At 40.3% G+C, this 22,967-nt stretch carries 22 protein-coding genes; 14 read left to right on the top strand and 8 right to left on the bottom strand.

The features are described from left to right. The first annotated feature begins 5 nt into the window (after positions 1-5). Positions 6-893, top strand: coding sequence for a hypothetical protein (locus ACI4WO_RS07740; RefSeq protein ID WP_439806983.1), 888 nt, complete (start codon positions 6-8; stop codon positions 891-893). Positions 894-913: 20 nt separating this feature from the next. Beyond that, positions 914-1,738: a hypothetical protein gene (locus ACI4WO_RS07735; protein ID WP_439806982.1), complete on the top strand. Its 825-nt coding sequence runs from the start codon at positions 914-916 to the stop codon at positions 1,736-1,738. 69 nt (positions 1,739-1,807) lie between these two features. Here ACI4WO_RS07735 and ACI4WO_RS07730 read toward each other — a convergent pair whose 3' ends face one another. From ACI4WO_RS07730 to fabD, 5 genes are all read right to left on the bottom strand, one after another. Beyond that, positions 1,808-2,650: a fumarate hydratase gene (locus tag ACI4WO_RS07730; RefSeq protein WP_439806981.1), complete on the bottom strand. Its 843-nt coding sequence runs from the start codon at positions 2,648-2,650 to the stop codon at positions 1,808-1,810. Between the two features lie 15 nt (positions 2,651-2,665). Then, positions 2,666-3,820, bottom strand: a complete 1,155-nt coding sequence (locus tag ACI4WO_RS07725) for an amidohydrolase (RefSeq protein ID WP_439806980.1) — start codon at positions 3,818-3,820, stop codon at positions 2,666-2,668. Continuing rightward, positions 3,820-4,326, bottom strand: a complete 507-nt coding sequence (locus ACI4WO_RS07720; protein ID WP_439806979.1) for a shikimate kinase — start codon at positions 4,324-4,326, stop codon at positions 3,820-3,822. Before ACI4WO_RS07720 ends, ACI4WO_RS07725 begins: the two co-directional genes overlap by 1 nt. 15 nt (positions 4,327-4,341) lie before the next feature. Continuing rightward, positions 4,342-5,178 (bottom strand): shikimate dehydrogenase family protein, encoded by an 837-nt coding sequence (locus tag ACI4WO_RS07715; RefSeq protein WP_439806978.1) that lies wholly within the window; start codon positions 5,176-5,178, stop codon positions 4,342-4,344. Positions 5,179-5,764: 586 nt separating this feature from the next. Next, the gene (gene fabD, locus ACI4WO_RS07710; protein ID WP_439806977.1) at positions 5,765-6,676 is read right to left on the bottom strand and encodes an ACP S-malonyltransferase; all 912 of its coding nucleotides are present in this window, start codon (positions 6,674-6,676) and stop codon (positions 5,765-5,767) included. Positions 6,677-6,903: 227 nt separating this feature from the next. Between fabD and ACI4WO_RS07705 the strand changes: the two genes are divergently transcribed. From ACI4WO_RS07705 to ACI4WO_RS07660, 10 genes are all read left to right on the top strand, one after another. Beyond that, positions 6,904-7,899, top strand: coding sequence for a beta-ketoacyl-ACP synthase III (locus ACI4WO_RS07705; RefSeq protein WP_439806976.1), 996 nt, complete (start codon positions 6,904-6,906; stop codon positions 7,897-7,899). A gap of 598 nt (positions 7,900-8,497) precedes the next feature. After that, the gene (gene fabK / locus ACI4WO_RS07700; RefSeq protein WP_439806975.1) at positions 8,498-9,424 is read left to right on the top strand and encodes an enoyl-[acyl-carrier-protein] reductase FabK; all 927 of its coding nucleotides are present in this window, start codon (positions 8,498-8,500) and stop codon (positions 9,422-9,424) included. A gap of 64 nt (positions 9,425-9,488) precedes the next feature. After that, positions 9,489-10,223, top strand: coding sequence for a 3-oxoacyl-[acyl-carrier-protein] reductase (gene fabG, locus ACI4WO_RS07695; protein WP_439806974.1), 735 nt, complete (start codon positions 9,489-9,491; stop codon positions 10,221-10,223). 21 nt (positions 10,224-10,244) lie between these two features. After that, positions 10,245-11,483: a beta-ketoacyl-ACP synthase II gene (fabF, locus tag ACI4WO_RS07690; RefSeq protein ID WP_439806973.1), complete on the top strand. Its 1,239-nt coding sequence runs from the start codon at positions 10,245-10,247 to the stop codon at positions 11,481-11,483. A gap of 14 nt (positions 11,484-11,497) precedes the next feature. Then, positions 11,498-11,980, top strand: coding sequence for an acetyl-CoA carboxylase biotin carboxyl carrier protein (accB, locus tag ACI4WO_RS07685; RefSeq protein ID WP_439806972.1), 483 nt, complete (start codon positions 11,498-11,500; stop codon positions 11,978-11,980). 12 nt (positions 11,981-11,992) lie between these two features. Next, a complete protein-coding gene (gene fabZ / locus ACI4WO_RS07680; RefSeq protein WP_439806971.1) occupies positions 11,993-12,427 on the top strand; it encodes a 3-hydroxyacyl-ACP dehydratase FabZ in 435 nt (144 codons plus the stop codon). 167 nt (positions 12,428-12,594) lie between these two features. After that, complete coding sequence (locus ACI4WO_RS07675; RefSeq protein ID WP_439806970.1) at positions 12,595-13,941, top strand: acetyl-CoA carboxylase biotin carboxylase subunit; 1,347 nt, start codon at positions 12,595-12,597, stop codon at positions 13,939-13,941. A gap of 21 nt (positions 13,942-13,962) precedes the next feature. Next, a complete protein-coding gene (gene accD / locus ACI4WO_RS07670) occupies positions 13,963-14,847 on the top strand; it encodes an acetyl-CoA carboxylase, carboxyltransferase subunit beta (RefSeq protein ID WP_439806969.1) in 885 nt (294 codons plus the stop codon). A 2-nt stretch (positions 14,848-14,849) separates the two neighbouring features. Next, on the top strand, positions 14,850-15,653 hold the full coding sequence (locus ACI4WO_RS07665) for an acetyl-CoA carboxylase carboxyltransferase subunit alpha (protein WP_439806968.1): 804 nt from the start codon (positions 14,850-14,852) through the stop codon (positions 15,651-15,653). A gap of 69 nt (positions 15,654-15,722) precedes the next feature. Beyond that, positions 15,723-15,956 carry an acyl carrier protein gene (locus ACI4WO_RS07660; protein WP_439806967.1) on the top strand — a complete coding sequence of 78 codons (234 nt, stop codon included), beginning with the start codon at positions 15,723-15,725 and terminating at the stop codon, positions 15,954-15,956. 45 nt (positions 15,957-16,001) lie between these two features. Here the strand turns inward: ACI4WO_RS07660 and ACI4WO_RS07655 are convergent, their stop codons facing one another. Beyond that, entirely contained in the window at positions 16,002-17,540 is a 1,539-nt protein-coding gene (locus ACI4WO_RS07655; protein WP_439806966.1) for a glycosyltransferase family 39 protein, read from the bottom strand. Positions 17,541-17,881: 341 nt separating this feature from the next. On the opposite strand from ACI4WO_RS07655, the gene ACI4WO_RS07650 reads away from it, so the two are divergent. Further along, on the top strand, positions 17,882-18,349 hold the full coding sequence (locus ACI4WO_RS07650; protein WP_439806965.1) for a hypothetical protein: 468 nt from the start codon (positions 17,882-17,884) through the stop codon (positions 18,347-18,349). Between the two features lie 242 nt (positions 18,350-18,591). Continuing rightward, the gene (gene ppk1 / locus ACI4WO_RS07645; protein WP_439806964.1) at positions 18,592-20,715 is read left to right on the top strand and encodes a polyphosphate kinase 1; all 2,124 of its coding nucleotides are present in this window, start codon (positions 18,592-18,594) and stop codon (positions 20,713-20,715) included. A 31-nt stretch (positions 20,716-20,746) separates the two neighbouring features. Here ppk1 and ACI4WO_RS07640 read toward each other — a convergent pair whose 3' ends face one another. Together ACI4WO_RS07640 and ACI4WO_RS07635 are read right to left on the bottom strand one after the other, a co-directional pair. Continuing rightward, complete coding sequence (locus ACI4WO_RS07640; protein ID WP_439806963.1) at positions 20,747-22,132, bottom strand: glycine--tRNA ligase; 1,386 nt, start codon at positions 22,130-22,132, stop codon at positions 20,747-20,749. 141 nt (positions 22,133-22,273) lie between these two features. Continuing rightward, on the bottom strand, positions 22,274-22,967 hold a 694-nt coding region (locus ACI4WO_RS07635; protein WP_439806962.1), incomplete at its 5' end, for a dockerin type I domain-containing protein.

Raw genomic sequence — 22,967 nt, 5'->3', positions numbered from 1 at the left:
AAAAAATGAAATCAGGAAAGCTTTTTGCATGCCTGTGCGCATGTGCGATGGCTCTGATCCTGACGGATACGGCAATTTCGGACATTTGTGCTGAGGATATTCCTAAGGCGGTATTGATTGGACAAATCGGTGAAAATGAAATATGGGATGACGGCACTGACGGTGCGGAAAGTCCTGAAATTACTGGAGATGCCGTGTATTCAGCATTTCTCCCTCTGAAATATTCCGATTCGGTGGAGTTTTTGGCACTGGATATAGAGGGCGTCAGTACTTCAGTATACGAAAACTTATCAGTGACTGTTGAAAAAATCAGGATCGACGGAAAGGATTATCCCTTTTCCGAAACGCCTGTAGTCAATACGGATTATGTAAACGCCGGTTTCAGCGGTACGAGAGTTTACATTGTCGATAGCTGGGAGGGAAACCTTTCCGTACTCCCGACAAAAACCACATTTGCTGAATCTGTTGAGGTTATATTCAAGGTAAGCGGCACTGGCAAAAAAGGTTCCGATTTTGTGGATAAAAGAGCACCGGAGGATAATACCGAAGCTTCTACAGAACCTGAAACACAGCCTCAGACCGAGGTTTCAGAAACTACTTCGGAAGAAGCTGAAACTGAGCCTGCAACAGGCGGAGTTCAGCCGGTCAGTACGGATATTACTGAAACCACAGCTGTAAGTGAAACTTCTGTAACAAGCACGACTTCTGCTGCGGCTCTGACAACGGTTTCTCTTCCAACTGTCACAAAAGAGATTTCAGGCATTAAATCCCGCACAATCGGAAGAACATCAGGGAGTGCCCCTGTCACTGGCGAAAAAAGCGTGGCTATTGCTTTTGCCGGACTGATAATTACTGCCGGAGCAGCAATTCTTACAAAAATAAAGAGAAAATAATAAATATGAGGTGTTTTACAATGAGATTAAAAAAGATTATTGCAGCAGTTTCTGCATGCGCTGTAGCAGCACTTTCAATGGCAGCTATGACTGTTAATGTCGGTGCGGCAGCTGTTGTGGGAAAGGCTATTGTAGCAGGTCAGATGGGGGTATATACCCAGTGGGATACAAGTGCTGCCAATGCAAACGGTTCTACTATAGCTGAAATAGACGGCAATGCGCAGTATGAGGCAACATGGAATATTACAGGCAGCGGAGCTTCTTCAATTGATATGCTTATGCTTGAAATCTCCGGAGCAGATACAAACAATGCTGATATCAAGGATTTTACATCAACTAAATACCCGAACCTCAGCATTTCTATTGATGAGGTGTGGATCGACGGAATAAAGATTATGAGCTATACCACAAGTGCTGATGCGACCGACTATAATTATTATCAGGATAACTTAGGAAAAGCAAGAGTTTACCTTTCCAGCAATCAGGCAACTCCTAAGCTTTGTCAGGATATTCAGACAAATACTGCTGTAACTCAGCAGGTCAGAGTTGTATTTACTGTTTCCGGACTGGACACTGTGGGAACTTCAAATGTTACAGAAAGTCCTCTGACTACGGAAAGTACAACACCGCCAACAGAGGCAGCAACTACTGAGGCTTTGATTCAGGATCCGTTAATTACTACAGATGACGGAGCACAGGGAGGTTTCAGCGGTGCAGAAACTACTGTTGATGCGGCTACTACCGGTGACGGAGGCGTTGCGGCAATTGCAATTGCCGGGCTGGCGGTTACTGCTGGTGCGGCAGTTCTTTCCAAAGTGAAATTCGGACGAAAAAAGAAAAAATAATTATAAAAACTGCCCCCGGCGTAAAGCCGGGGGTTTTTTATATAAGTTCCGCTGACACGAAACCATGACTTATATTTTCTTTGACGCATGCCTTGTAACATGACAGCCGATATTCACTGCCACAGGCAGTCCGGCAATATGCGTCGGTGCTTCCTCAATATTAACGCTGAGAGCTGTAATTCTTCCGCCGAACCCCTGAGGTCCTATACCTAATCTGTTTATTTTTTCAAGCATTTTTTCTTCAAGTCCTCTGTAAAGCTCTTTAGGATTTCTCAGAGATACATCACGGCAAAGTGCTTTCTTTGCCAGAAATGCACAGTGTTCAAAATTGCCGCCGATTCCTACTCCCACAACCATTGGCGGACATGGATTGCTGCCTGCCTTTGAAACAGTTTCAGTTACAAAATCCACAATATCTTCATGTGACGCAGATGGCGTAAACATCTTAAGTGCCGACATGTTTTCACTGCCGAAGCCTTTAGGACATACGTCAATTTTCACTTTGTCTCCCGGCACGATTCTCAGATGCACAACAGGCGGAGTATTATCTCCTGTATTGACTCTCTCAAGGGGATCGCCGACAATTGAACAGCGCAGAAAGCCTTCGGTATATCCTCTGGAAACCCCATGGTTTATGGCTTCTTCAAGACTTCCGCCAACGAAATGCACGTCCTGACCCACTTCCATGAAAATCACAGCCATTCCCGTATCCTGACAGATAGGGATATTTTCGTCCTTAGCCGCCTGAATATTTGATTTTAAATCCTCAAAAACTGCTTTTCCTGCCGGAGATTCTTCCATACAAGCACAGCATTCAATTTTTTTCTCCAGACTTTCCGGAAGATATATATTAGCCTTAATACATAAATCACGTATTATATTTTCAATTTCACTTACATTAATTTCTCTCATACAAACCAACCTCATTCAAACAATCTGACCGTTAATCATGACCCAATCCGGATCCTTTGCAATATCAAGCGGATCACCATGATAAAGCTGCAAATCGGCGTCTTTTCCCACAGTTACAGAACCGGTAACATCATCTATCCCTGCAATTTCAGCCCCTTTTATTGTAATGGCTTCAAGAGCCTTTTCATAGTCCAGTCCGCCCTTTACAGCCATTGCCGCAGATGCCGGAAGATACTGCACAGGGATCACCGGATGATCTGTGCAGATTGAAGTTTTCACACCGTTTTTTACAAGTTCCGCAGTGTTTTTTATGTCCAGACCTTTCATTTCCGGCTTGCATCTGTCGCATATTACAGGACCTGAAACGGCTGAAATATTCTTTTCCTGTCCTAAAATATCCGCAATCAGATATCCTTCTGTTGCATGAACAAGCACAGGTTTCAGTCCGAATTCCTTAGCAATTCTTATGGCTGTGAACATATCGTCAGCCCTGTGGCAGTGAAAATGGGCAGAGATTTCACCCTTAAGCAAAGGTATAAGGGACTGACATTTAATATCAAATTCAGGAAGCTCCTGATTTTCACTGTCATTTTCATAGGCATTTACTGCGTCAAGGTATCTGACAGCTTTTGACAGTCCCTCACGGATAACAGCGGCAGTTGCCATTCTGGTAACCGGAGTTTCGTCACGGTCATTATAAGTCCTTTTGGGATTTTCCCCCAACGCAAATTTGATTCCAACCGGACGTATAAGCATATCGTCAGCACGTCTTCCGGCAGTTTTCAGAGCGATTATTTCTCCTCCGCATGGGTTTGCACTGCCCGGAGCGACAACCGCCGATGTAATACCTCTTTTTCTTGCCTCTTCAAAGCACCTGTCAAAGGGATTTATACCGTCAATAGTCCGCATCTGAGGAGTAAACGGATCAGTATCCTCATTGCAGTCATCTCCCTCAAAATCAATGCCGTTTTCGATTATGCCCAGATGAGTGTGAGCATCGATAAATCCCGGCATAAGCAGACCGCCGTCACCGTCTATATCCTCTGCTGAAAGATTTTCAGGAGTACCTTCTTCAACGGCTGAAATTTTACCGTTTTTTATTTCAACCCAGCCGTCAGGGATAAACAGTCCCCTGTCCATTGTTTTAATCTGCACATTATATATTTTCATCAGATTTCTCTCTTTTCCTTTAGAAGTTTCGTGATTTTATTGGAAATTTCATAGGGAGTGCCGTCACAGTCTATACGATAGCCTGAATTTTTCAGATATTTCGGATAGCGTTCATCATAAAGCTCCTTTAGCTGTTCCTTTGTACGGCTTGCTGCAACCGGACGGTTTTTATCTCCGGCAATGCGCCCATAGCAGGTTTCAAAAGGAGTATCCAGAAAAAGAACACAGCCGCTTTCTGCTGCATATTTACCGTTTATATCGTTGAGCATTGCTCCCCCTCCGCAGGAAACTACTCCCTTAAAGCTTCCCAGTTCCTTTATAAGTTCAGTTTCCATACTGCGAAAATGTGCCTCGCCCTTTGTTTCAAATATTTCAGGTATGGACATTCCGGCTTTTTTGACAATTAGCTCATCCATATCGCAGTAGCCGAAGCCTATAAGCTTTGCAAGTGTTTTGCCTATAGTAGTCTTACCGCAGCCCATAAAGCCGCATAAAAATATTGCCATGACTTTGGTCCCCTTTTATTTAAAATCCCTGTCAACAATTTCAACAGAATCTTTTATAATTTTATCAATCTGCTCTTTTGTATAGCTGTCACCGTCCCATATTTCATGAGCCACAACTGCCTGCAAAACCAGCATAGACATACCGCCCACAGCTTCGATACCGTGACTTTCAGCGATTGAAATAAGCTTTGTTTTCGTAGGATTGTAAATAGCGTCAAACACATGTCCGCAGTTTGCGATTACTTCTTCTGAAACAGGACATGCATCAGTTTTCGGGTACATTCCCACAGGGGTAGCGTTTATAAGTAAATCAAACTTTCCGTTTATATTATTTATGTTTACGATTTCCACAGAAATTTCAGGATACTTCTCCCCGATTTCACTGCAAAGGGTATCTGCCATTTCCTGTGCTTCCGGAATTATTGCCATTGTAATTTCAGCACCATGCCTTGCAGCTTCGATTGCCATCATTCTGCCGACTCCTCCGCAGCCTAAAATCAATACTTTTCCGCCCAGAGCCTTTTGTGGTACAGAACGGAGAAAACCGTCACAGTCGGTATTATATCCGGTAAGTACGCCGTCTTTATTGCAGATGCAGTTTACCGAATTATATCTCAGGGCACTTTCATCAAGCTTATCAAGAAATTCGATTACCGGTACTTTATGAGGGATTGTAACATTCAATCCGGAAACTGATTTTAAAAGTTCCGGGAGCTGTGTTTTTAAATTTTCCGGGGAAATATCCTCCAGTGTATATTCCGCACTGCGTCCAGCTTCCTCGAAAAGTCTTTTGTGTATAAACGGGGACATGGAATGTCCCAGAGGATGTCCGATTAAAGCATACTTATTCATAGTTAGTGTCCTTTCTCCTACTTTTTTGAAAAAAAGTAGGCAAAAAACTTTCAGACGTATTTTATTTTGTTTGTTTATTTTACATGAGGCTCGACAAGTTACCAAATGGAAACTTGAGGGAAAATTTGAAAAAAAGCTGGGCAAAAACTTTTAGACGTGGCTTACTTTTATTGATTCACTTAGATAAGGCTCGACAACTTACTTTTTGAAAAAAGTAAGACAAAAACTTTTAGACGTAGCTTTATTTTATTTATTCCTTTAGATAAGGCTCGACAATTAATTTGAATGGAAACATTTACTTTAAGAAAGCTCCCATCAAGATGAGTGCAGCTTTTAGGGCTTCGCAAGTAAAGATTTTTCTCAACACAGTTGTGGGACGCTTTCTATGCGTTCCAGTTCAAAAGGAAGTTTATGTCATTACATTTCTTTGCTTCTTTCTTTGTGTGAACAAAGAAAGAAGTGTGTTTCTTTGGTTCGTTTCTTGTCACATGACAAGAAATGAACATGGTTTTTGTTACTTTCTTGTTGCCACAAGAAAGTAAAGAATAATTAATAAAAAAGATTTATGAAGATTTTTTCAAAATCTTCACAGTGTCAAAGCCGCTTCAAGAGTTTTCAGATTTTCAATATTGGCAGCTGCCGCACCTTTAAGAGTTTTCTTTACAAGTCCGGTAAGAACCTTGTTTGGGCCAAGCTCGATGAATTTATCAAATCCGGCATTGCTCATAGCGTTAAGCTCTGATGTAAAGCGTACCGGAGAAACCATGTGTTTTGCAAGAAGTGACGGCATATCAGAAAAATCCTTAAGCTCTTCGCCCGTTACATTTGAATAAAACGGTACTGACGGCTTGTTAAAGCTGATATCCTTTACTGCCTCATAAAATTCCTTTGCCGCACCCTCCATAAGCTTTGAATGAAAGGCAGCTGAAACTTTAAGCGGTACGGCTCTTGCACCTTTCTGAGCAAAAGTTTCCACCGCTTTTGCTGCTGCATCCTTTTCACCGGCAATTACTGTCTGTACTGGAGAATTATAATTTACAGGAACAACATATCCCGGAGTTTCCTCACAGATTTTTTCAATTTCCTCCGGTGTCATTTTCATTATGGCATACATAGCACCCTGAGTTTCACGTCCTGCCTTGTCCATTGCGGCAGCTCTTGCCTTTATAACTTTAAAACCGTCTTCAAGAGTAAGTATTCCTGACGCTGTCATAGCCGCATATTCACCCAGTGAATGACCGGCAACTGCGTCAAATGAAATACCATATTTCTTTGCCGCTTCAAAACACAGAAGTGACATTGCCATAATTGCAGGCTGTGAATAGCAAGTCCGGGCAAGCTCTTCTTCAGTACCCTCAAATGTGACTTTTTTCAGATCAAATCCTAAAATTTCTGATGCTTTATCATATATAAATGAAAATTCCGGATTAGCCTCCAGAAGCTCCTTGCCCATACCCGGATACTGGGAACCCTGTCCCGAAAATAAAAATACTGTCATAACAAAATACCTCTTTCTTTAATTTATAAATTCTCACAAATTTTCAGCACTAAATTTGTGCAATATGTGGGATTTTATTTTTTTGGCAAATAAAAAGCAATTATTACATTGCAAAAAAGTTAAAAATAGATTACAATAAAAAATGATATGTTTATGGTGTAGCTTTCATCTTCTTATAATAATATACCATAAATCTGAATAGAAAACAATGTCAAGGAGGAATTTTTTTGCTGGGAATTAAAATTTTAGGTACAGGCGGCTATCAGCCTCAGAAAAAAGTAGTTAATGAGGATTTCACTTCCTTTGTAGATACCAGTGATGAATGGATAAGAACAAGGACTGGTATGGTGGAACGCTTTGTATCAAACGGAGAACCCACATGGTATATGGGTTCTATGGCTGCTAAGCAGGCTATAGAAGCAGCAGGAATTTCTCCTGATGATATCGGCGTGATTATTGATACAAGCGTGTCCCCTGATTACTATACGCCGTCAATGTCTTGCATGGTACAGAGAGAAATCAAGGCGTTCAATGCCATGACAATAGATGTTAACTGTGCATGTGCAGGATGTGTGTATGCAATAGATATGGCGAAAAGATATTTGCAGTCAGATGAAAATATGAAATATGCTTTAGTAGTTGCAAACGAAAATCTGACAAAAATAACTGACTATACTGACAGAAGTACCTGTGTACTTTTCGGTGACGGAGCAGCTGCTGCAGTAATTGAACGGGCTGACAATTCACTGTATTCAAGCTTTCTGGGAGCAGACGGAACAGGTGCCAAGTATCTGTTTGCACGTTCCATACCGCCGGCAAATGCATTTATGACAGGTGAAGGGCATGTTGACGACGGATTTCCGGAATCAAATTCTCATTATCTTTATCAGGACGGCAGAGAGGTTTATAAGTTTGCTACTAAGGCTCTTCCAAACGCACTGACAAAGGCTGCTGAAAAAATAAATTTTGATCTGAATGATCTGGATGTAATTATTCCGCATCAGGCAAATGTAAGAATTATTGAAACTGCTGCAAAAAATCTCGGAATCTCCATGGATAAATTTGTTATAAACCTTGATAAGCATGCAAATACTTCAAGTGCATCTATTCCTATTGCTCTTGATGAGGCTGTACGCAGCGGAAGAATCAAGAGGGGCGATAAAGTGGGTCTGGTAGGCTTTGGTGCAGGTCTGACCTTCGGCGCTATCATTTTTGAGTTTTAAATTTTCTTAAAAGAAAGATAACAAAGAATATTTATCAACTTTCTTGCCTTGCCGCAAGAAAGTTGCAAAGAAAGGCATAAACGCTTTCTTTTCATGTGAAAAGAAAGCTTGGTAAAGAAAAAACTTTATCCGTGAACTTGCGGCTGAACTAATTGGTCTCCCCATAAAAGATCAGGCGTTAATTTCTAAGAATTTACTCCCATCAAGATTAGTGCATCTTCGTAAGCTTTCGTAGGGGCGACCATTGGTCGCCAGTAAATTCAACATTATGTTATAAACAAACAATTAAAAAGCAAGCGGTCGAGCCTTATTTAAAATATATCAGTAAGAAAAAATACGTCTGAAAGTTTTTTGCCTGCTTTTTTTCAAAATTTTTTCCTCAAGATTCCATTTGGTAACCTGTCGAGCCTTATTTAAGTGAATCAATAAAAGTAAGCCACGTTTGAAAGTTTTTTGCCTGCTTTTTTTCAAAATTTTTTCCTCAAGATTCCATTTGGTAACCTGTCGAGCCTTATTTAAGTGAATCAATAAAAGTAAGCCACGTTTGAAAGTTTTTTGCCTACTTTTTTTCAAAAAAGTAGGAGAAAGGAAAATAGCGATGACAACAAGAATAACAGAATTATTAGGGGTGAAGTATCCCATTATACAGGGCGGAATGGCATGGATTGCTGAAAGCACTCTTGCTTCCGCTGTATCAAATGCGGGCGGACTGGGTCTGATTGCCGGCGGTTCTGCCCCTATCGACTATCTTCGTGACCAGATAAGAAAAACAAAAGAACTGACAGATAAGCCGTTCGGCGTAAACATTATGCTTATGAGTCCTAATGCCGAAGAACTTGCACAGCTTGTTATTGATGAAAAAGTTCCTGTTGTTACAACAGGTGCAGGAAATCCGGGAAAATTCATGACTGCATGGAAAGAAGCCGGAATCAAGGTTATTCCCGTTATACCGTCTGTGGCACTGGCTAAGAGAATGGAAAGAGCCGGAGCTGATGCTGTTGTTGCGGAAGGTACTGAATCGGGCGGACATATCGGCGAAAACACTACTATGTGTCTTGTTCCTCAGGTTGTTGATGCTGTGGAAATTCCAGTTATAGCTGCCGGCGGTATTGCAGACGGCAGAGGGATTGCGGCATCATTTATGCTGGGCGCTGAGGGTGTTCAGGTGGGAACACGCTTTTTAGCTTCCGAAGAATGTCAGATTCACCCTACTTACAAGCAGCTGGTGGTTGACGCTAAAGATACTGACAATGTGGTAACAGGAAGAACTACAGGTCACCCTTGCAGAAACGTAAAAACAAAATTTGCAAAGAAGCTTGCAGGCGGCGAAATGAACGGTACTATTACACCGGACGAATTTGAGGAAATTACCCTTGGTTCTTTGAGAAAAGCCGTTCAGGACGGTAATCTTGAAGAGGGTTCATTCTTATGCGGACTGATTGCCGGAATGGTAAAGGATGTAAAACCATGTAAGGAAATTATTGAGGAAATGTTCGGACAGGCTGAGAAACTGCTGAACAGATAATTTAAGACAAATGCTTATAACTTCATAAATAGATTATGAATAGAAAAAAACAGGAGGTAAATAAATGGCTACAGCTTTGATTACAGGTTCGTCAAGAGGAATAGGCGCTGCAATTGCGCTGAGACTTGCACAGGACGGATTTAACATTGCTCTCAATGACCTGAATGACAGTATGTTTGAGGGCAATGATATTGTGGAGAAAATTAAGGAACAGGGCGTTGAATGCGAATATTTCTGTGCTGACGTTTCAGATTACAGTCAGTGTGATAAAATGGTAAACGCTGTCAAGGAACGCTTCGGCGGTCTGGATGCACTGGTAAACAATGCAGGTATTACCAAAGACGGTCTTATGGCAAGAATGTCAGAAGAACAGTATGACACAGTTATAAACGTAAATCAGAAAAGCGTTTTTAATATGATGAAGCTTGCCGGTAAGATTATGATGAAGCAAAGAAGCGGAAAAATCGTAAATCTGGCATCTGTTGCCGGACTCTACGGAAATCCGGGACAGATAAATTACAGTGCTTCAAAGGCTGCAATAATCGGAATGACAAAGACTGTGGCAAAAGAGCTGGGTTCAAGAGGAATAAATGTAAATGCTGTTGCTCCGGGATTTATAAAAACTCCTATGACTGACGCACTTACAGAAGAGCAGAGAAACGCTATGCTCGGTCTTATAGCTATGAAGCGCTACGGACTGCCTGAAGAAATTGCCGGCGTGGTTTCATTCCTTGTTTCAAAGGATGCAAGCTATGTAACAGGTCAGGTAATTGAAATTTCCGGCGGACTTATGATGTGAAAAAAGAAAGGAAACTGATAAATGAGCAGAAGAGTTGTAGTTACAGGACTTGGAACAGTAAACCCTCTGGGTAACAATGTAAAGGAATTCTGGGACGGAATAAAGGAAAACCGTCTGGGAATTTCAAAGGTTGAACAGTTTGAAACTGATGCAATCGGCGTAAGCGTTGCAGGACAGGTCAAAAATTTTGAACCTACAGATTTTATAGAAAAAAAAGAAGCAAAGCGTATGGAGCGTTTTACTCAGTTCGCTGTAGTGGCTTCTGATGAAGCTATCAAGGACAGCGGTACGGACTTTAAGGATATCGACCCTTACAGAGCCGGAGTTATAATCGGCTGCGGAATCGGCGGTATTGGTCTGACTCTCAGCGAATATGAGAAATTTTTAAATAAAGGTCCTAACAGAATTTCGCCTTTCTATGTACCTATGATGATAGGCAACATGGCGGCAGGTCAGGTTTCAATGAGAACAGGCTTTAAGGGAGACAATTTCTCAACTGTTACAGCCTGTGCGTCAGGTACTCACGCTATTGGAGAATCTTTCAGAAAAATAAAGGACGGATATCTGGACGTTGCTTTGTGCGGCGGTACTGAATCCACTGTACTTCAGTTCACACTGGCAGGATTTAACAATATGAAGGCGCTGTCAAGAACGGAAGATCCTGCAAGAGCTTCAATTCCTTTCGACAAGGAAAGAAATGGTTTCGTACTGGGTGAAGGCTGCGGAATGCTGGTGCTTGAAGAATATGAACATGCAAAGGCAAGAGGTGCTGAAATTTACGCTGAAATTTCAGGATACGGTGCAACCTGTGACGGATATCACATGACTTCTCCTGACCCTGAGGGCGAAGGCGCAGCAGCTGCAATGAAAAAAGCGTATACTGAAGCTGGTCTTAAACCGGAAGAAGTAACATATATTAATGCGCACGGTACATCAACTGGCTTAAATGACAAATATGAAACAATCGCAATTAAAAAGGCTTTGGGAGACGCTGCAAAGACAGTCAAGATTAATTCCACAAAATCCATGATAGGTCATCTTCTGGGTGCAGCAGGCGGTGTTGAGGGAGTTGTTCTGGCTCTCAGCATAAAGAATAACCTGATTCACAAAACTATCGGTTATAAAACCCCTGACGAGGAATGCGATCTGGATTATTGTGTTGACGGCAACGTTGAAATGCCGGTAAATGCTGGTTTGTCCAATTCACTGGGCTTCGGCGGACACAATGCCACAATTTGCATGACAAAGGTAACAGACTAAGGAGAACGTTATATATGAGTGAAAACATGATTGCATGCAATCTTTCTTTTGAAGATATAAACAAGCTTGCCGACAAGGTTGAAAACGGAAAGCTTTCCAAAATAAAAATCAAAAACGGTGACTGTGAAATTATAATTGAAAAGGAAAACAAAGTTATGCCGCCGATGCCGCCTGTTATAGGAGCAGTTCCGTCAGCTGTATCGCAGGCTCCGGCTGTTCAGTCTGCAGCTCCGGCAGATACTGCAGAAACTTCACAGCCCAGCGGAAATGTTGTAAAAGCTCCCATAGTAGGAACTTATTATTCTGCTCCGGGTCCTGACAAAGCGCCTTTTGTAGAAGTAGGCAAAAATGTTAAAAAGGGCGATGTTTTAATGATCATTGAATCCATGAAGCTTATGAATGAGGTTCAGAGTGATTTTGACGGAGTAGTAAAGGAAATATTAGTTGAAAACGGAACAGCTGTTGAATTTGATCAGCCTGTTATGATAATTGAATAAGGAGAATTAAAAATGGCTGATGTAATTTACAATAAAGAGCAGATAATGGGAATTATTCCTCATCGTGATCCGTTTCTGCTTATAGATGAAATAAATGAAATTGAACCGGGAAAAAGAGTAGTTGCCACTAAATATATAAAGGAAGATGATTTCTGGTTTAAGGGACATTTTCCGGAATATCCGGTAACTCCGGGAGTTTTAATGATTGAAATGCTGGCTCAGGCAGGATGTGTAGCAATGCTTTCCCTTCCTGAAAACAAGGGAAAACTGGGACTTTTTGCAGGTATTGACAAGGCTAAATTCAAGCGCCAGGTAGTACCAGGAGATGTATTAAAGCTTGAAGTTGAAATCATCAAGGTAAAAGGTCCTATCGGCGTTGGAAAAGGTATTGCTACAGTAGACGGCGTAAAAGCTGTTTCCGCAGAGATTACTTTTGCGATAAAATAAGCCGCTGTCGGCGCTCCCGTATAGGGATCGCCGATGGCAAAGGACGGAAAACATGCAACTTTCCTTTCAATCAAAGTTCAGCCGTCCTTCGCCTGAGCCGCCGTAAAACGGCGGCAGCAGCGGCTTGTTATACATAAATTTGTATTTTTGAAAGAGAGCAGAAAAATATGTTTAAAAAGGTATTAATCGCCAACCGAGGCGAGATTGCCGTAAGAATTATAAGAGCCTGCCGTGAACTCGGCATACGCTGTGTGGCGGTTTATTCAACAGCAGATAAAAATGCTCTTCATGCACAGATTGCCGATGAAGCAGTATGTATCGGTCCGGCAGATACCAGGGATAGTTATCTTAATATGAAAGCTATTATCGCAGCCTGTGAAATTACTGGCTGTGACGCTGTTCATCCGGGATTTGGCTTCCTTTCTGAAAATGCGGCTTTTGCTAAAATGTGCAGAAAATGCGGCATAGAATTTATTGGTCCTTCTCCTGAATCAATTGAAATGCTGGGAGATAAGGCTACCGCAAAGGAGACTATGAAAAATGCGGGCGTTCCTGTAATACCCGGCTCTGAGGGTGCTGTACACTCAGTTGAAGAGGCAGTAAAAGCAGCTGAAAAAATCGGATTTCCTCTCCTTGTAAAGGCTTCTGCCGGCGGCGGAGGACGCGGTATAAGAATGGTTGAATCCATGGAACAGCTGCCCGACCAGATTGAAATTGCACGTCAGGAAGCTAAAAATTTCTTCGGCGACGATGCAGTATATATGGAAAAATTTGTAAAAAATCCACGGCATGTGGAAATTCAGATACTTGCTGATAAACAGGGACATACTGTTCATCTGGGCGAACGTGACTGCAGTATGCAAAGACGCAACCAAAAGGTTCTGGAGGAAAGTCCAAGCCCTGTTATGACTGATGAACTGCGTCAGAAAATGGGTGAAGCCGCTATAAAAGCCGCTGAAGCCTGCGGCTACTACAATGCCGGTACTATTGAATTTCTTGTTGAAAACGGCAGGGATTTCTATTTCATGGAGATGAATACCAGAATTCAGGTTGAACATCCGGTAACTGAATTCGTAACAGGCGTTGATCTCGTTAAGGCACAAATAAAAATTGCCGCCGGTCTGCCCCTTGATTTTATTCAGGAGGATATACAGGTTAAAGGTCATGCTATAGAATGCAGAATCAATGCTGAAAATCCAAAGCTGAATTTCAGACCGTCTCCGGGCAAGATCCTTGCTCTGCATACTCCAGGCGGTCCCGGCATACGTATAGACAGTGCCGCTTATCAGGGATACACCATTTCCCCTTATTATGACTCAATGATCGCAAAGCTTATAGTTTATGCTCCTACAAGACAGGAAGCTATTATGAAAATGAAATGGGCGTTGTCAGAATTTATCGTAGAAGGAATTGATACCAATATCGATTTTCAGCTGGCACTGGTTAAAAGCGATGCTTTCCAAAGCGGTGAATATAACAACAGATTTTTGGAAACATTTAAATTTGATGAATGAAAGGCAGGCGGATTTTAAAATATGGCTTTAGAAAATCTTTTTAAGGTTGTTACAACCAGATTTAACGGCAATACTGAAAAAAATGAAAAAAAGTCTGCCGAAGATTCAAGTAAAATTCCTGACGATCTGCTGTTTAAATGCCCCAGATGCCGGAATGTTGTATTTGAGGACGAAATAAAGGCAGTCAATATGGTATGCCCTAACTGCGGATACCATGGAAGACTTTCTGCTTCTGAACGTATTGCCATTACTGTGGATAAAGACAGTTTTCATGAAATTGACGGCAATATGCAAAGCAAAAATCCTATAGATTTTCCGGGATATGATGAAAAACAACAGTCCCTGAGAGAAAAGACAGGTCTTAAAGACGCTATTATTACCGGAGAAGCTACAATAAGAGGTATTCCTGTTGTAATCGGAGTTATGGATTCAAGATATATGATGGCATCAATGGGAAGCGTAGTAGGTGAAAAAATAACCCGTGCATTTGAGCTTGCAACAGAAAAGAAAAAGCCGATCATTCTTTTTGCTGCATCAGGCGGTGCCAGAATGCAGGAGGGAATAATTTCTCTTATGCAGATGGCTAAAACATCAGGTGCAGCTGCCAGACACAGTCAGGCAGGGCAGCTTTATATTACTGTCCTCACAGACCCTACTACAGGCGGCGTAACGGCTTCTTTTGCATCTCTGGGTGATATCATTATAGCAGAGCCAAAAGTCCTTATAGGCTTTGCCGGACGCCGTGTAATCGAAGACACAATAAAACAGCGTCTGCCGGATGATTTTCAGCTTGCAGAATTTCTTCTGGAGAAAGGCTTTGTTGATATGATTGTTGAACGCAAAAAAATGAGAAGTGTGTTATCACACATTATGAAGCTTCATGGCTATGAAAAGGAGGAGTCCTGATTATGAACAGCAAAACAGCATGGGAACGTCAGTGTCTTCTCCGTGAAAAGGACAGACCAACTGTTAACGATTATATACCCCTTATTTTTGATGAATTTTATGAACTTCACGGCGACAGGCATTACGGTGATGATGCCGCACTTATGGGCGGTATAGCAAGAATCGACGGCATGCCAGTTACGGTTCTGGCAGAAGTAAAGGGCAGAAATTTAAATGAAAACAAAAAAACAAATTTTGCAATGCCACATCCGGAAGGCTACAGAAAAGCCTTAAGACTTGCAAAACAGGCGGAAAAATTTCACCGTCCGGTTATTTGTTTTATAGACACTCCCGGAGCATTCTGCGGTGTTGAAGCAGAGGAAAGAGGTCAGGGAGAAGCAATTGCAAAAAATCTTATGGAATTTATGCTCCTGAGAACACCTGTAACATCAGTAGTTCTGGGAGAAGGCGGAAGCGGCGGAGCACTGGCTCTGGGTATCTGCGACAGGCTTGCTATGCTTGAAAATGCACTGTATTCAGTTATTTCCCCAAGAGGCTGTGCAAGTATTCTCTGGAAGGATGCTTCAAAAGAACATGAAGCCTGTGAAATACTTAAAATAACCGCAGAGGATATGGTCGAATTCGGTATTGCCGAAGCTATTATTGAAGAGCCTAACGGCAATGCGTTGAATGATTTGTATAAAACCGCTGAGAATATCAAGTCATTTTTGGTAGAAACGCTGAAAGAAAATTCCCAAAAAGATATTGACATTTTGCTCGAAGAACGATACACTAAGTTTAGAAAAGTTGGCGAGTTTACAGAATAGTAAATTTCAACAAAAGTTATATAGGTGAATAACACCTTTATATAAAAAAAGACAATGGAGGTTTCAATAATGATATTTGAAAAGGTAAAAGACATTATAATTGATCAGCTGGATGCAGATGAAGATAAGGTGACTTTAGAAGCAAGTATTACCGATGATCTTAACGCTGATTCACTTGATGTTGTTGATCTGGTTATGTCCATCGAGGAAGAATTTGACCTTGAGATTCCAGACGAAGCAGTTGAAAAAATCAAGACTGTAGGAGATATTGTAAGCTATATCGAAAGCAATCAGAACCAGTAATTTAATTTTCACTAAAAATCCCCTGTTTTTTAACAGGGGATTTTTTTATGCCGCACTTACTTTTCGTTTGACTTCATGCAGTCCGGCTGTATGCTCTTTATGCATCGCAAAGGATATATCACGTATTGCTGCCGCACTCATCATAATAAACACAGGCGAGAAATTTACAAGATAACGTGAACGTGTTTCCCAGATGACAAAAAAGAAAAATACTCCGCATATCAGTATCCTCAAAAAAATTTCACGGTCAGGACGCTTTGACATAGCTCCCTGAATAAAGGAAAACAAAATGGATAACAGTATTACCGACTGATAAATACTGCAATAAATTTTAAAAGTTCTGGATTTGCAAATAAAGTTTCTCAGAAATCCCTCAGGACCTTTTTTTATATAATAGGAAATAAAATATGTTCCGTCTCCCCAAGTCCATGAAATCTTGCTCGCCAGATGCTTTGCCATGCCAACAATGCCGTAATCTGATATCCGGTTTTTAATCTCTTTAATATTTGCCTGCTTTTTCTGGTCATAATTGCCGCTTTGAACAGTATACCAGAAATCATCAATATCAAATCCGCCTCTTCCTTTAAGTCCCATCATTATCCAGTGGGTGGGCGGGAATTTTGTTTCATTCAGGGTTTCTTTGCTGTCAAGATTAAATGAACTTATAAACGCTCCGGATAGAATTGTCATTATTAAACATCCGGTAATAAGCAGTGACCCTTGCTTTAAGTGCTTTTTTATATTGAATTTTTTTGTAAATACTATAAGATACAGCAGAAAAACTGGAATTAATATTATAACGCTTCCCTTTATTTTATATCCGATCATTAGCAAACAGCCCGAACCCATAAGCTCAAGAGCAGAGTGCAGCTTACTTTTTGAATCAATTCCGCAGAAAAATAAAAGTATAGAACCCATAACAAAGGGCATACTTAGTGAATCGGTATAATAAAAAGGCGTATAGGTATAAAAAACGGAAAATCCCGAAGCCATTATTCCGCTTAAAAGCGGAATTGTTTTATCCTTAAAAATTTTCTTAGCTGAAAAATACATTAAAATTACGGAAATATTCAGTCCTATAGTATTTATGAGAACTGGTACCAGAACAGGCATTTTTCCCGTAACAAGATAACACAGACGATATACTATGGACAAAATTACAAAAATCGCCTGATTGTTTGTATATCTCACAAAATAGTTATAATGGCGTTTGGGCAGACCGTCATACAAATGACTGGTATCCCAGTTTTCAGCGTAATTTCTTGCGGCTGTGTCAACATACCCTAAATCAGAACGGGGTGCAGAATGCAGTACTATCGCAAAAATCAGCTGTATTACAAGCATTGCTCCTGCAGCTGCAAAAAATATCCTGTCTATATGAACAGGACTTAGTGTGGATATCTTTGGTTTAAGTTTTCTGTAAAACAAGCTCATCAGCAGTATAACGCCAATTGCCGCAGCCGTTATCAGCAGTTCTCCCCACACAGGCAGATGGTTTCTTGCTCCTCTGATGTACACGGATATGATTGCAAAGGCAAAAATGACTGCAAATCCGCCCTGTACAGCTCTGCACAATTTATTCATTTGTCATTCCCTCTTTTGTATATCTTTTTTCTGTTTATATTATAAACTTTGCCATTAAAAAAGTAAACAGGCAAACTAACGATATTTTAAGAAAAGAAAGTCTAATTATTGTGTATTATGACACATAATACAGTCAATGCACTTTTTAACTTTTCAGAAAAAGTTTTTCAACACTCTGTTGAAAACAATGTTGAAAGATTTTTTAATACATTCGCAGAATTCGTATAAATCCCGTGAATACCGGCATAATAACAGTGTTTAATTGTTGAAAATCTTTCAAGAGCAAAATGTTGATTGTTTAATCTGAAAATTTGTTGAAAATGCATCTTGACGAGAAAACAATGGATAAATCCGTTGATACGGGTAAAAATAATGTTGTATTGCAGAGAATTTTTACTGCAATAGGAAAACTGAAAGGATTGAAAAAAATGAAAAAAACGCTGACATTACTTTTAAGCATGACTGTTCTTTGCTGTGCATTAACAGCATGCGGCAACAGAGATAAAGGAAATGACTCCAGAACCGAAAATGCCAAAGAAAACACGACAGAAGTTCATTCTGCAACTGACAGAAATGATGAATTTTCATCAAATACAGACAACGTAAACGGCAACAACAACAATAACAATAACAACAACGGAAATAACAACAATAATCATGACGGAAATGGCAATATTGTAACAAAGGCCGGCGATATTGTTGATGATCTGGTGTCAACAGGTGAGGACATAGTTGATGATGCCGGTTCAGTTGTTGAAGATGCCGGAGACGCAATTTTAGGGACTGATAGAAACGATAACGCAAGATAACAAAAGGACGGGATCAAGCCCGTCCTTTTTTATTGTTAAAAAACCATACGGTAAATATGGGATATGACCTTTAATGTGCCCCATTTACATATTAAACAATAAACTTTTATGTACATTTTACATAAAATTTACATAAAATTCATATAAATTTTTTATAGTATTTCTTGACGAAAAAGAGCATTTGATATATAATATAAATATATACAGCCAGAATTGGAATATAAAAACCGGAGGTTGAAATCATGCCCGAACGAATTTATGACAACAGAGAATTATCATGGCTTAAGTTTAACGAACGTGTTCTTGAGGAGGCTCAGGACAGCAGAGTTCCGCTTCTTGAAAGACTGAACTTCGCAAGTATTTTCCAAAGCAATTTAGATGAATTTTTCATGGTTCGTGTAGGTTCTCTTTACGATCAGATGCTTGTGAATCCAGATAAAAAAGACAACAAAAGCAAAATGACTGCTAAAGAACAGCTTTCAGCAATATTTGACAAGGTAAATGAGCTTGAACCTATGAAAGACATAGCTTACAAAAATATAATGCTGGAGCTTCGTGAATACGGTATCGAACAGGTTACATTCCGCACTGCTTCAATCAGTGATCAGCAGTTTCTGGAAGCCTATTTCAAAAAGGAAATAAAACCGCTTATTGCTCCTCTTATAATTGATAAGAAAACTCCTTTTCCATTCCTGAAAAATAAGGAAATTTACTGTGTTCTTCAGATACAGTCCAAATCAAACATAAAGCTTGGCATAATTCCAGCCAGCGGACAGTTCAGCAGAATTATTCCTCTTGAAGGCGGAAAGCGCTTTATTCTTGCAGAAGAACTTATTCTTCACTTCGCACCGAATGTATTTAAAAATTATAAAATAATAGACAAGACATTGATAAGAATTACCCGTAATGCAGACATAACTGTTGAAGAAGGACTGTTTGATCATGATCTGGATTTCAGAGAAGTCATGGAAGAACTGTGCAAAAAGCGTAAAAAGCTCCAGCCGGTAAGATTACAGCTGTCTGAAACCTTCAGTCAGCCTGCGCTGGAATTCCTCTGCAAAAAGCTTGCACTTGACGAGGAACATATATTCTATCTCAAAACTCCGCTTGACTTGTCCTTTGCAGGAACTATATCAGATATGTGTGATAATCCTCAGCTTAAATATGACAAGCTGCTTCCTCAGAAATCTTCAAGTATTGCGGAAACTATGAATATTATTCCGCAGATAAAAAGACGGGATATTCTTCTGAGCTACCCTTATGAATCTATAAAACCTTTTATTCAGCTTCTTAATGAAGCCGCAAATGATCCGAAAGTTACTGACATAAAAATCACCCTTTACCGTCTGGCAAAAAACAGTCAGATCGTTGCAGCACTCTGTGATGCTGCGGAAAACGGAAAAAATGTTCTGGTACTTGTGGAGCTAAGAGCAAGATTCGATGAGGAAAATAATATCGGCTGGTCAAGACGTCTTCAGGATTCAGGCTGTACTATTATTTACGGTCCGAGAGATCTTAAAGTTCATTCCAAGCTGCTTCTTATAACAAGACAAACACCAAACGGCAGTGAATATATAACACAGATCGGTACAGGAAACTATAACGAAAAGACCTCTACTCTTTACACAGACCTTTCTCTCCTTACCGCCAATCAGGATATCGGTACTGACGCTGAAAGTCTTTTTGACGCTTTAGTAAACAACCGTCTTGTTGAACATTCTGAACACCTTCTTATTGCTCCTCTGTGCCTGAGAGATCCGATTCTCAGTATGATTGATGAGGAAATAGAACATGCCAGAAACGGTGAACCTGCATATGTGGGTGCTAAAATAAATTCTCTCTGTGACAAGGTAATAATCGACAAGCTTGTAGAGGCTTCTCAGGCAGGAGTAAAAGTTGATCTGGTAATAAGAGGTATATGCAGTCTTATTGCAGGCGTTGAGGGATTCACAGAAAATATTACAGTAACAAGTATAGTAGGACGATATCTGGAACACAGCCGTATTTATATATTTGGTACTGAGGACAGAGCCAGAATGTACATAAGCTCTGCCGATTATATGACAAGAAATACTATACGCCGTGTAGAAGTAGCAGCACCTATATATAATGAACGTATAAAGAAACGTCTATGGGATATGTTCAGGACTCTTCTGAGCGATAATGTCAAGGCAAGAAAACAGCTTCCGGACGGTACTTATGTCTATAAAGTAAATGATAAATCTCCGGTAGACGCACAGCGTTTCTTCTTTGAAGAGGCATATACCAAAGCCGAGAAAAAAGCTGCTGCCAAAGCCAAAGCTAAAGTACGTGCGGCTAAAAAGAAATCTTCATCTGTAAAGAAAGAAAATAATAAGAAAGCATAAAAAAGCTCCCGGACGGGGAGCTTTTTTTAAATTAAAACTCTGTTTTTTCACTGATAAACGCAACCAGATCATCAATCTTAACTCTTTCCTGTTCCATTGTATCTCTGTCACGAATCGTTACACAGCCATCCTTTTCAAGAGTATCAAAGTCATATGTAATGCAAAACGGTGTTCCGATTTCATCCTGGCGGCGATATCTTTTGCCGATTGAACCTGTTTCGTCGTATTCAACATTGAAATGCTTTGCCAGCATTGTATAAACTTCCTTTGCCTGTTCGCTGAGCTTCTTTGACAAAGGCAGTACTGCCGCCTTAACAGGTGCAATTGCAGGGTGGAGATGCAAAACTGTTCTTACATCGCCTTCGGCAATTTCCTCTTCATCGTATGCTTCGCACAGGAACGCCAGTGTTACACGGTCTGCACCCAGAGAAGGTTCGATAACATACGGAATATATTTTGTATTTGTATCAGGGTCAAAGTATTCCAGTGACTTTCCGCTGCATTCCATGTGTCTGCCGAGGTCGTAGTCGGTTCTGTCGGCAATGCCCCACAGCTCGCCCCACTCCTTGAACGGGAATCTGAATTCAATATCAGTTGTAGCTTCTGAATAGAAAGCAAGTTCTTCCGGATCGTGGTCACGGTATCTTAAGCTTTCTTCACGGATACCTAAAGATTTAAGCCAGTTCATGCAATATTCTTTCCAGTATGCAAACCAGTCAAGAGCAGTTTCAGGCTTGCAGAAAAATTCCATTTCCATTTGTTCAAATTCTCTTGTACGGAAAATGAAATTACCCGGAGTTATTTCATTTCTGAATGACTTACCGATCTGACATATACCAATAGGAAGTTTTTTTCTGGTAGTTCTCTGAACATTTAAAAAGTTTACGAAAATACCCTGAGCTGTTTCCGGACGAAGATAAACAGTACTCTGAGAATCTTCTGTAATACCCATAAATGTTTTGAACATTAAGTTAAACTGTTTAATATCAGTGAAATTGGATTTGCCGCAGTTTGGACATTTAATATTGTTATTCTTTATAAATTCAGCCATTTGTTCAAAGCTCCAGCCTGCCGGATTTGCGTCCGACTGAGCTTCAATCAGCTGATCTGCTCTATGACGGGACTTGCATTCCTTGCAGTCCATAAGAGGGTCGGAAAATCCGCCTACATGTCCGGAAGCCACCCATGTCTGAGGGTTCATAAGTATAGCACTGTCCAGTCCCACATTGTTTGGGTTTTCCTGAACAAATTTTTTCCACCATGCTTTTTTTATATTATTTTTCAGTTCAACACCCAGCGGACCGTAATCCCATGAGTTTGCAAGACCGCCGTAAATTTCAGAACCAGCATACACAAATCCCCTTGATTTGCACAGGTCAACAATTTTATCCATTGATTTATCGTTATTTGATATCATCGACTTTTCCTCTCCTTGCTTATAGCTTATAATATTCTATTTTATTTTACTCTAAAACAGTTAAAAAGTCAATAATTATATAATGTTTTTATTGCAAAAAAGGAAGCCCTTTTAAGGCTTCCTTAAATTTCATAGTACTTATTATTCAATCCAGCCCTCAGCCTGTGCTGCGGCTCTTGCTGCCATAAACTGAGCTATGTCTGCGGCATCTCTTATGTCAATTTCACCGTCTGCATTGAAATCAGCTGTTTCAGGCAGTTCACTGCCCTTTTGCTGGGCAAGCTTGCGGGCAATAAATGAAGCGTCCATGATATTTAAAATTCCGTCTTCATTGGCTTCGCCGTAAAGTTTACCAGCAGTTGCTGGAACATACCCCGGCTCTCCGCAATAAGAAAAGAGCATAACCTGATTTAAACAATAACCTACTTTAGCACATTTAACAACAAATTCATCAATGGTTTCATTTGATATATAAAATTGCTCCATGTCACCTGAATAATGATTATTTTCATCTATTGTGTATCCAGTTGTTATATCGTCTTTACTTATCCTTACTGATGTATCATCGCCGATATAGAACATATTACTGTAATAATCGCCAGTGTCTGCAAATAAAGGACTACCATCTATATCGAATCCATCAACATCAAGAATGTCTTTAAGCTGTTTTTCAGTCTGGAAAGGAACATAGTCATTATTTGAATCAGTAACATATGTACATCTGAATTTTGAATTATAATTATCTCTGTTATAATTTTGATTATACCATATTTCAATATAACCAAACTTAATATTATTGTAATAATCTTCAGGCGTTAAAGATTCTGTATCCTGA

Origin of the sequence: Porcipelethomonas sp. (assembly GCF_051893655.1) — a bacterium.
Lineage (GTDB): Bacteria > Bacillota > Clostridia > Oscillospirales > Ruminococcaceae > Porcipelethomonas.
Note: the sequence above shows the minus strand (reverse complement) of the source record. Positions and strands in the feature narration are given on the sequence as shown.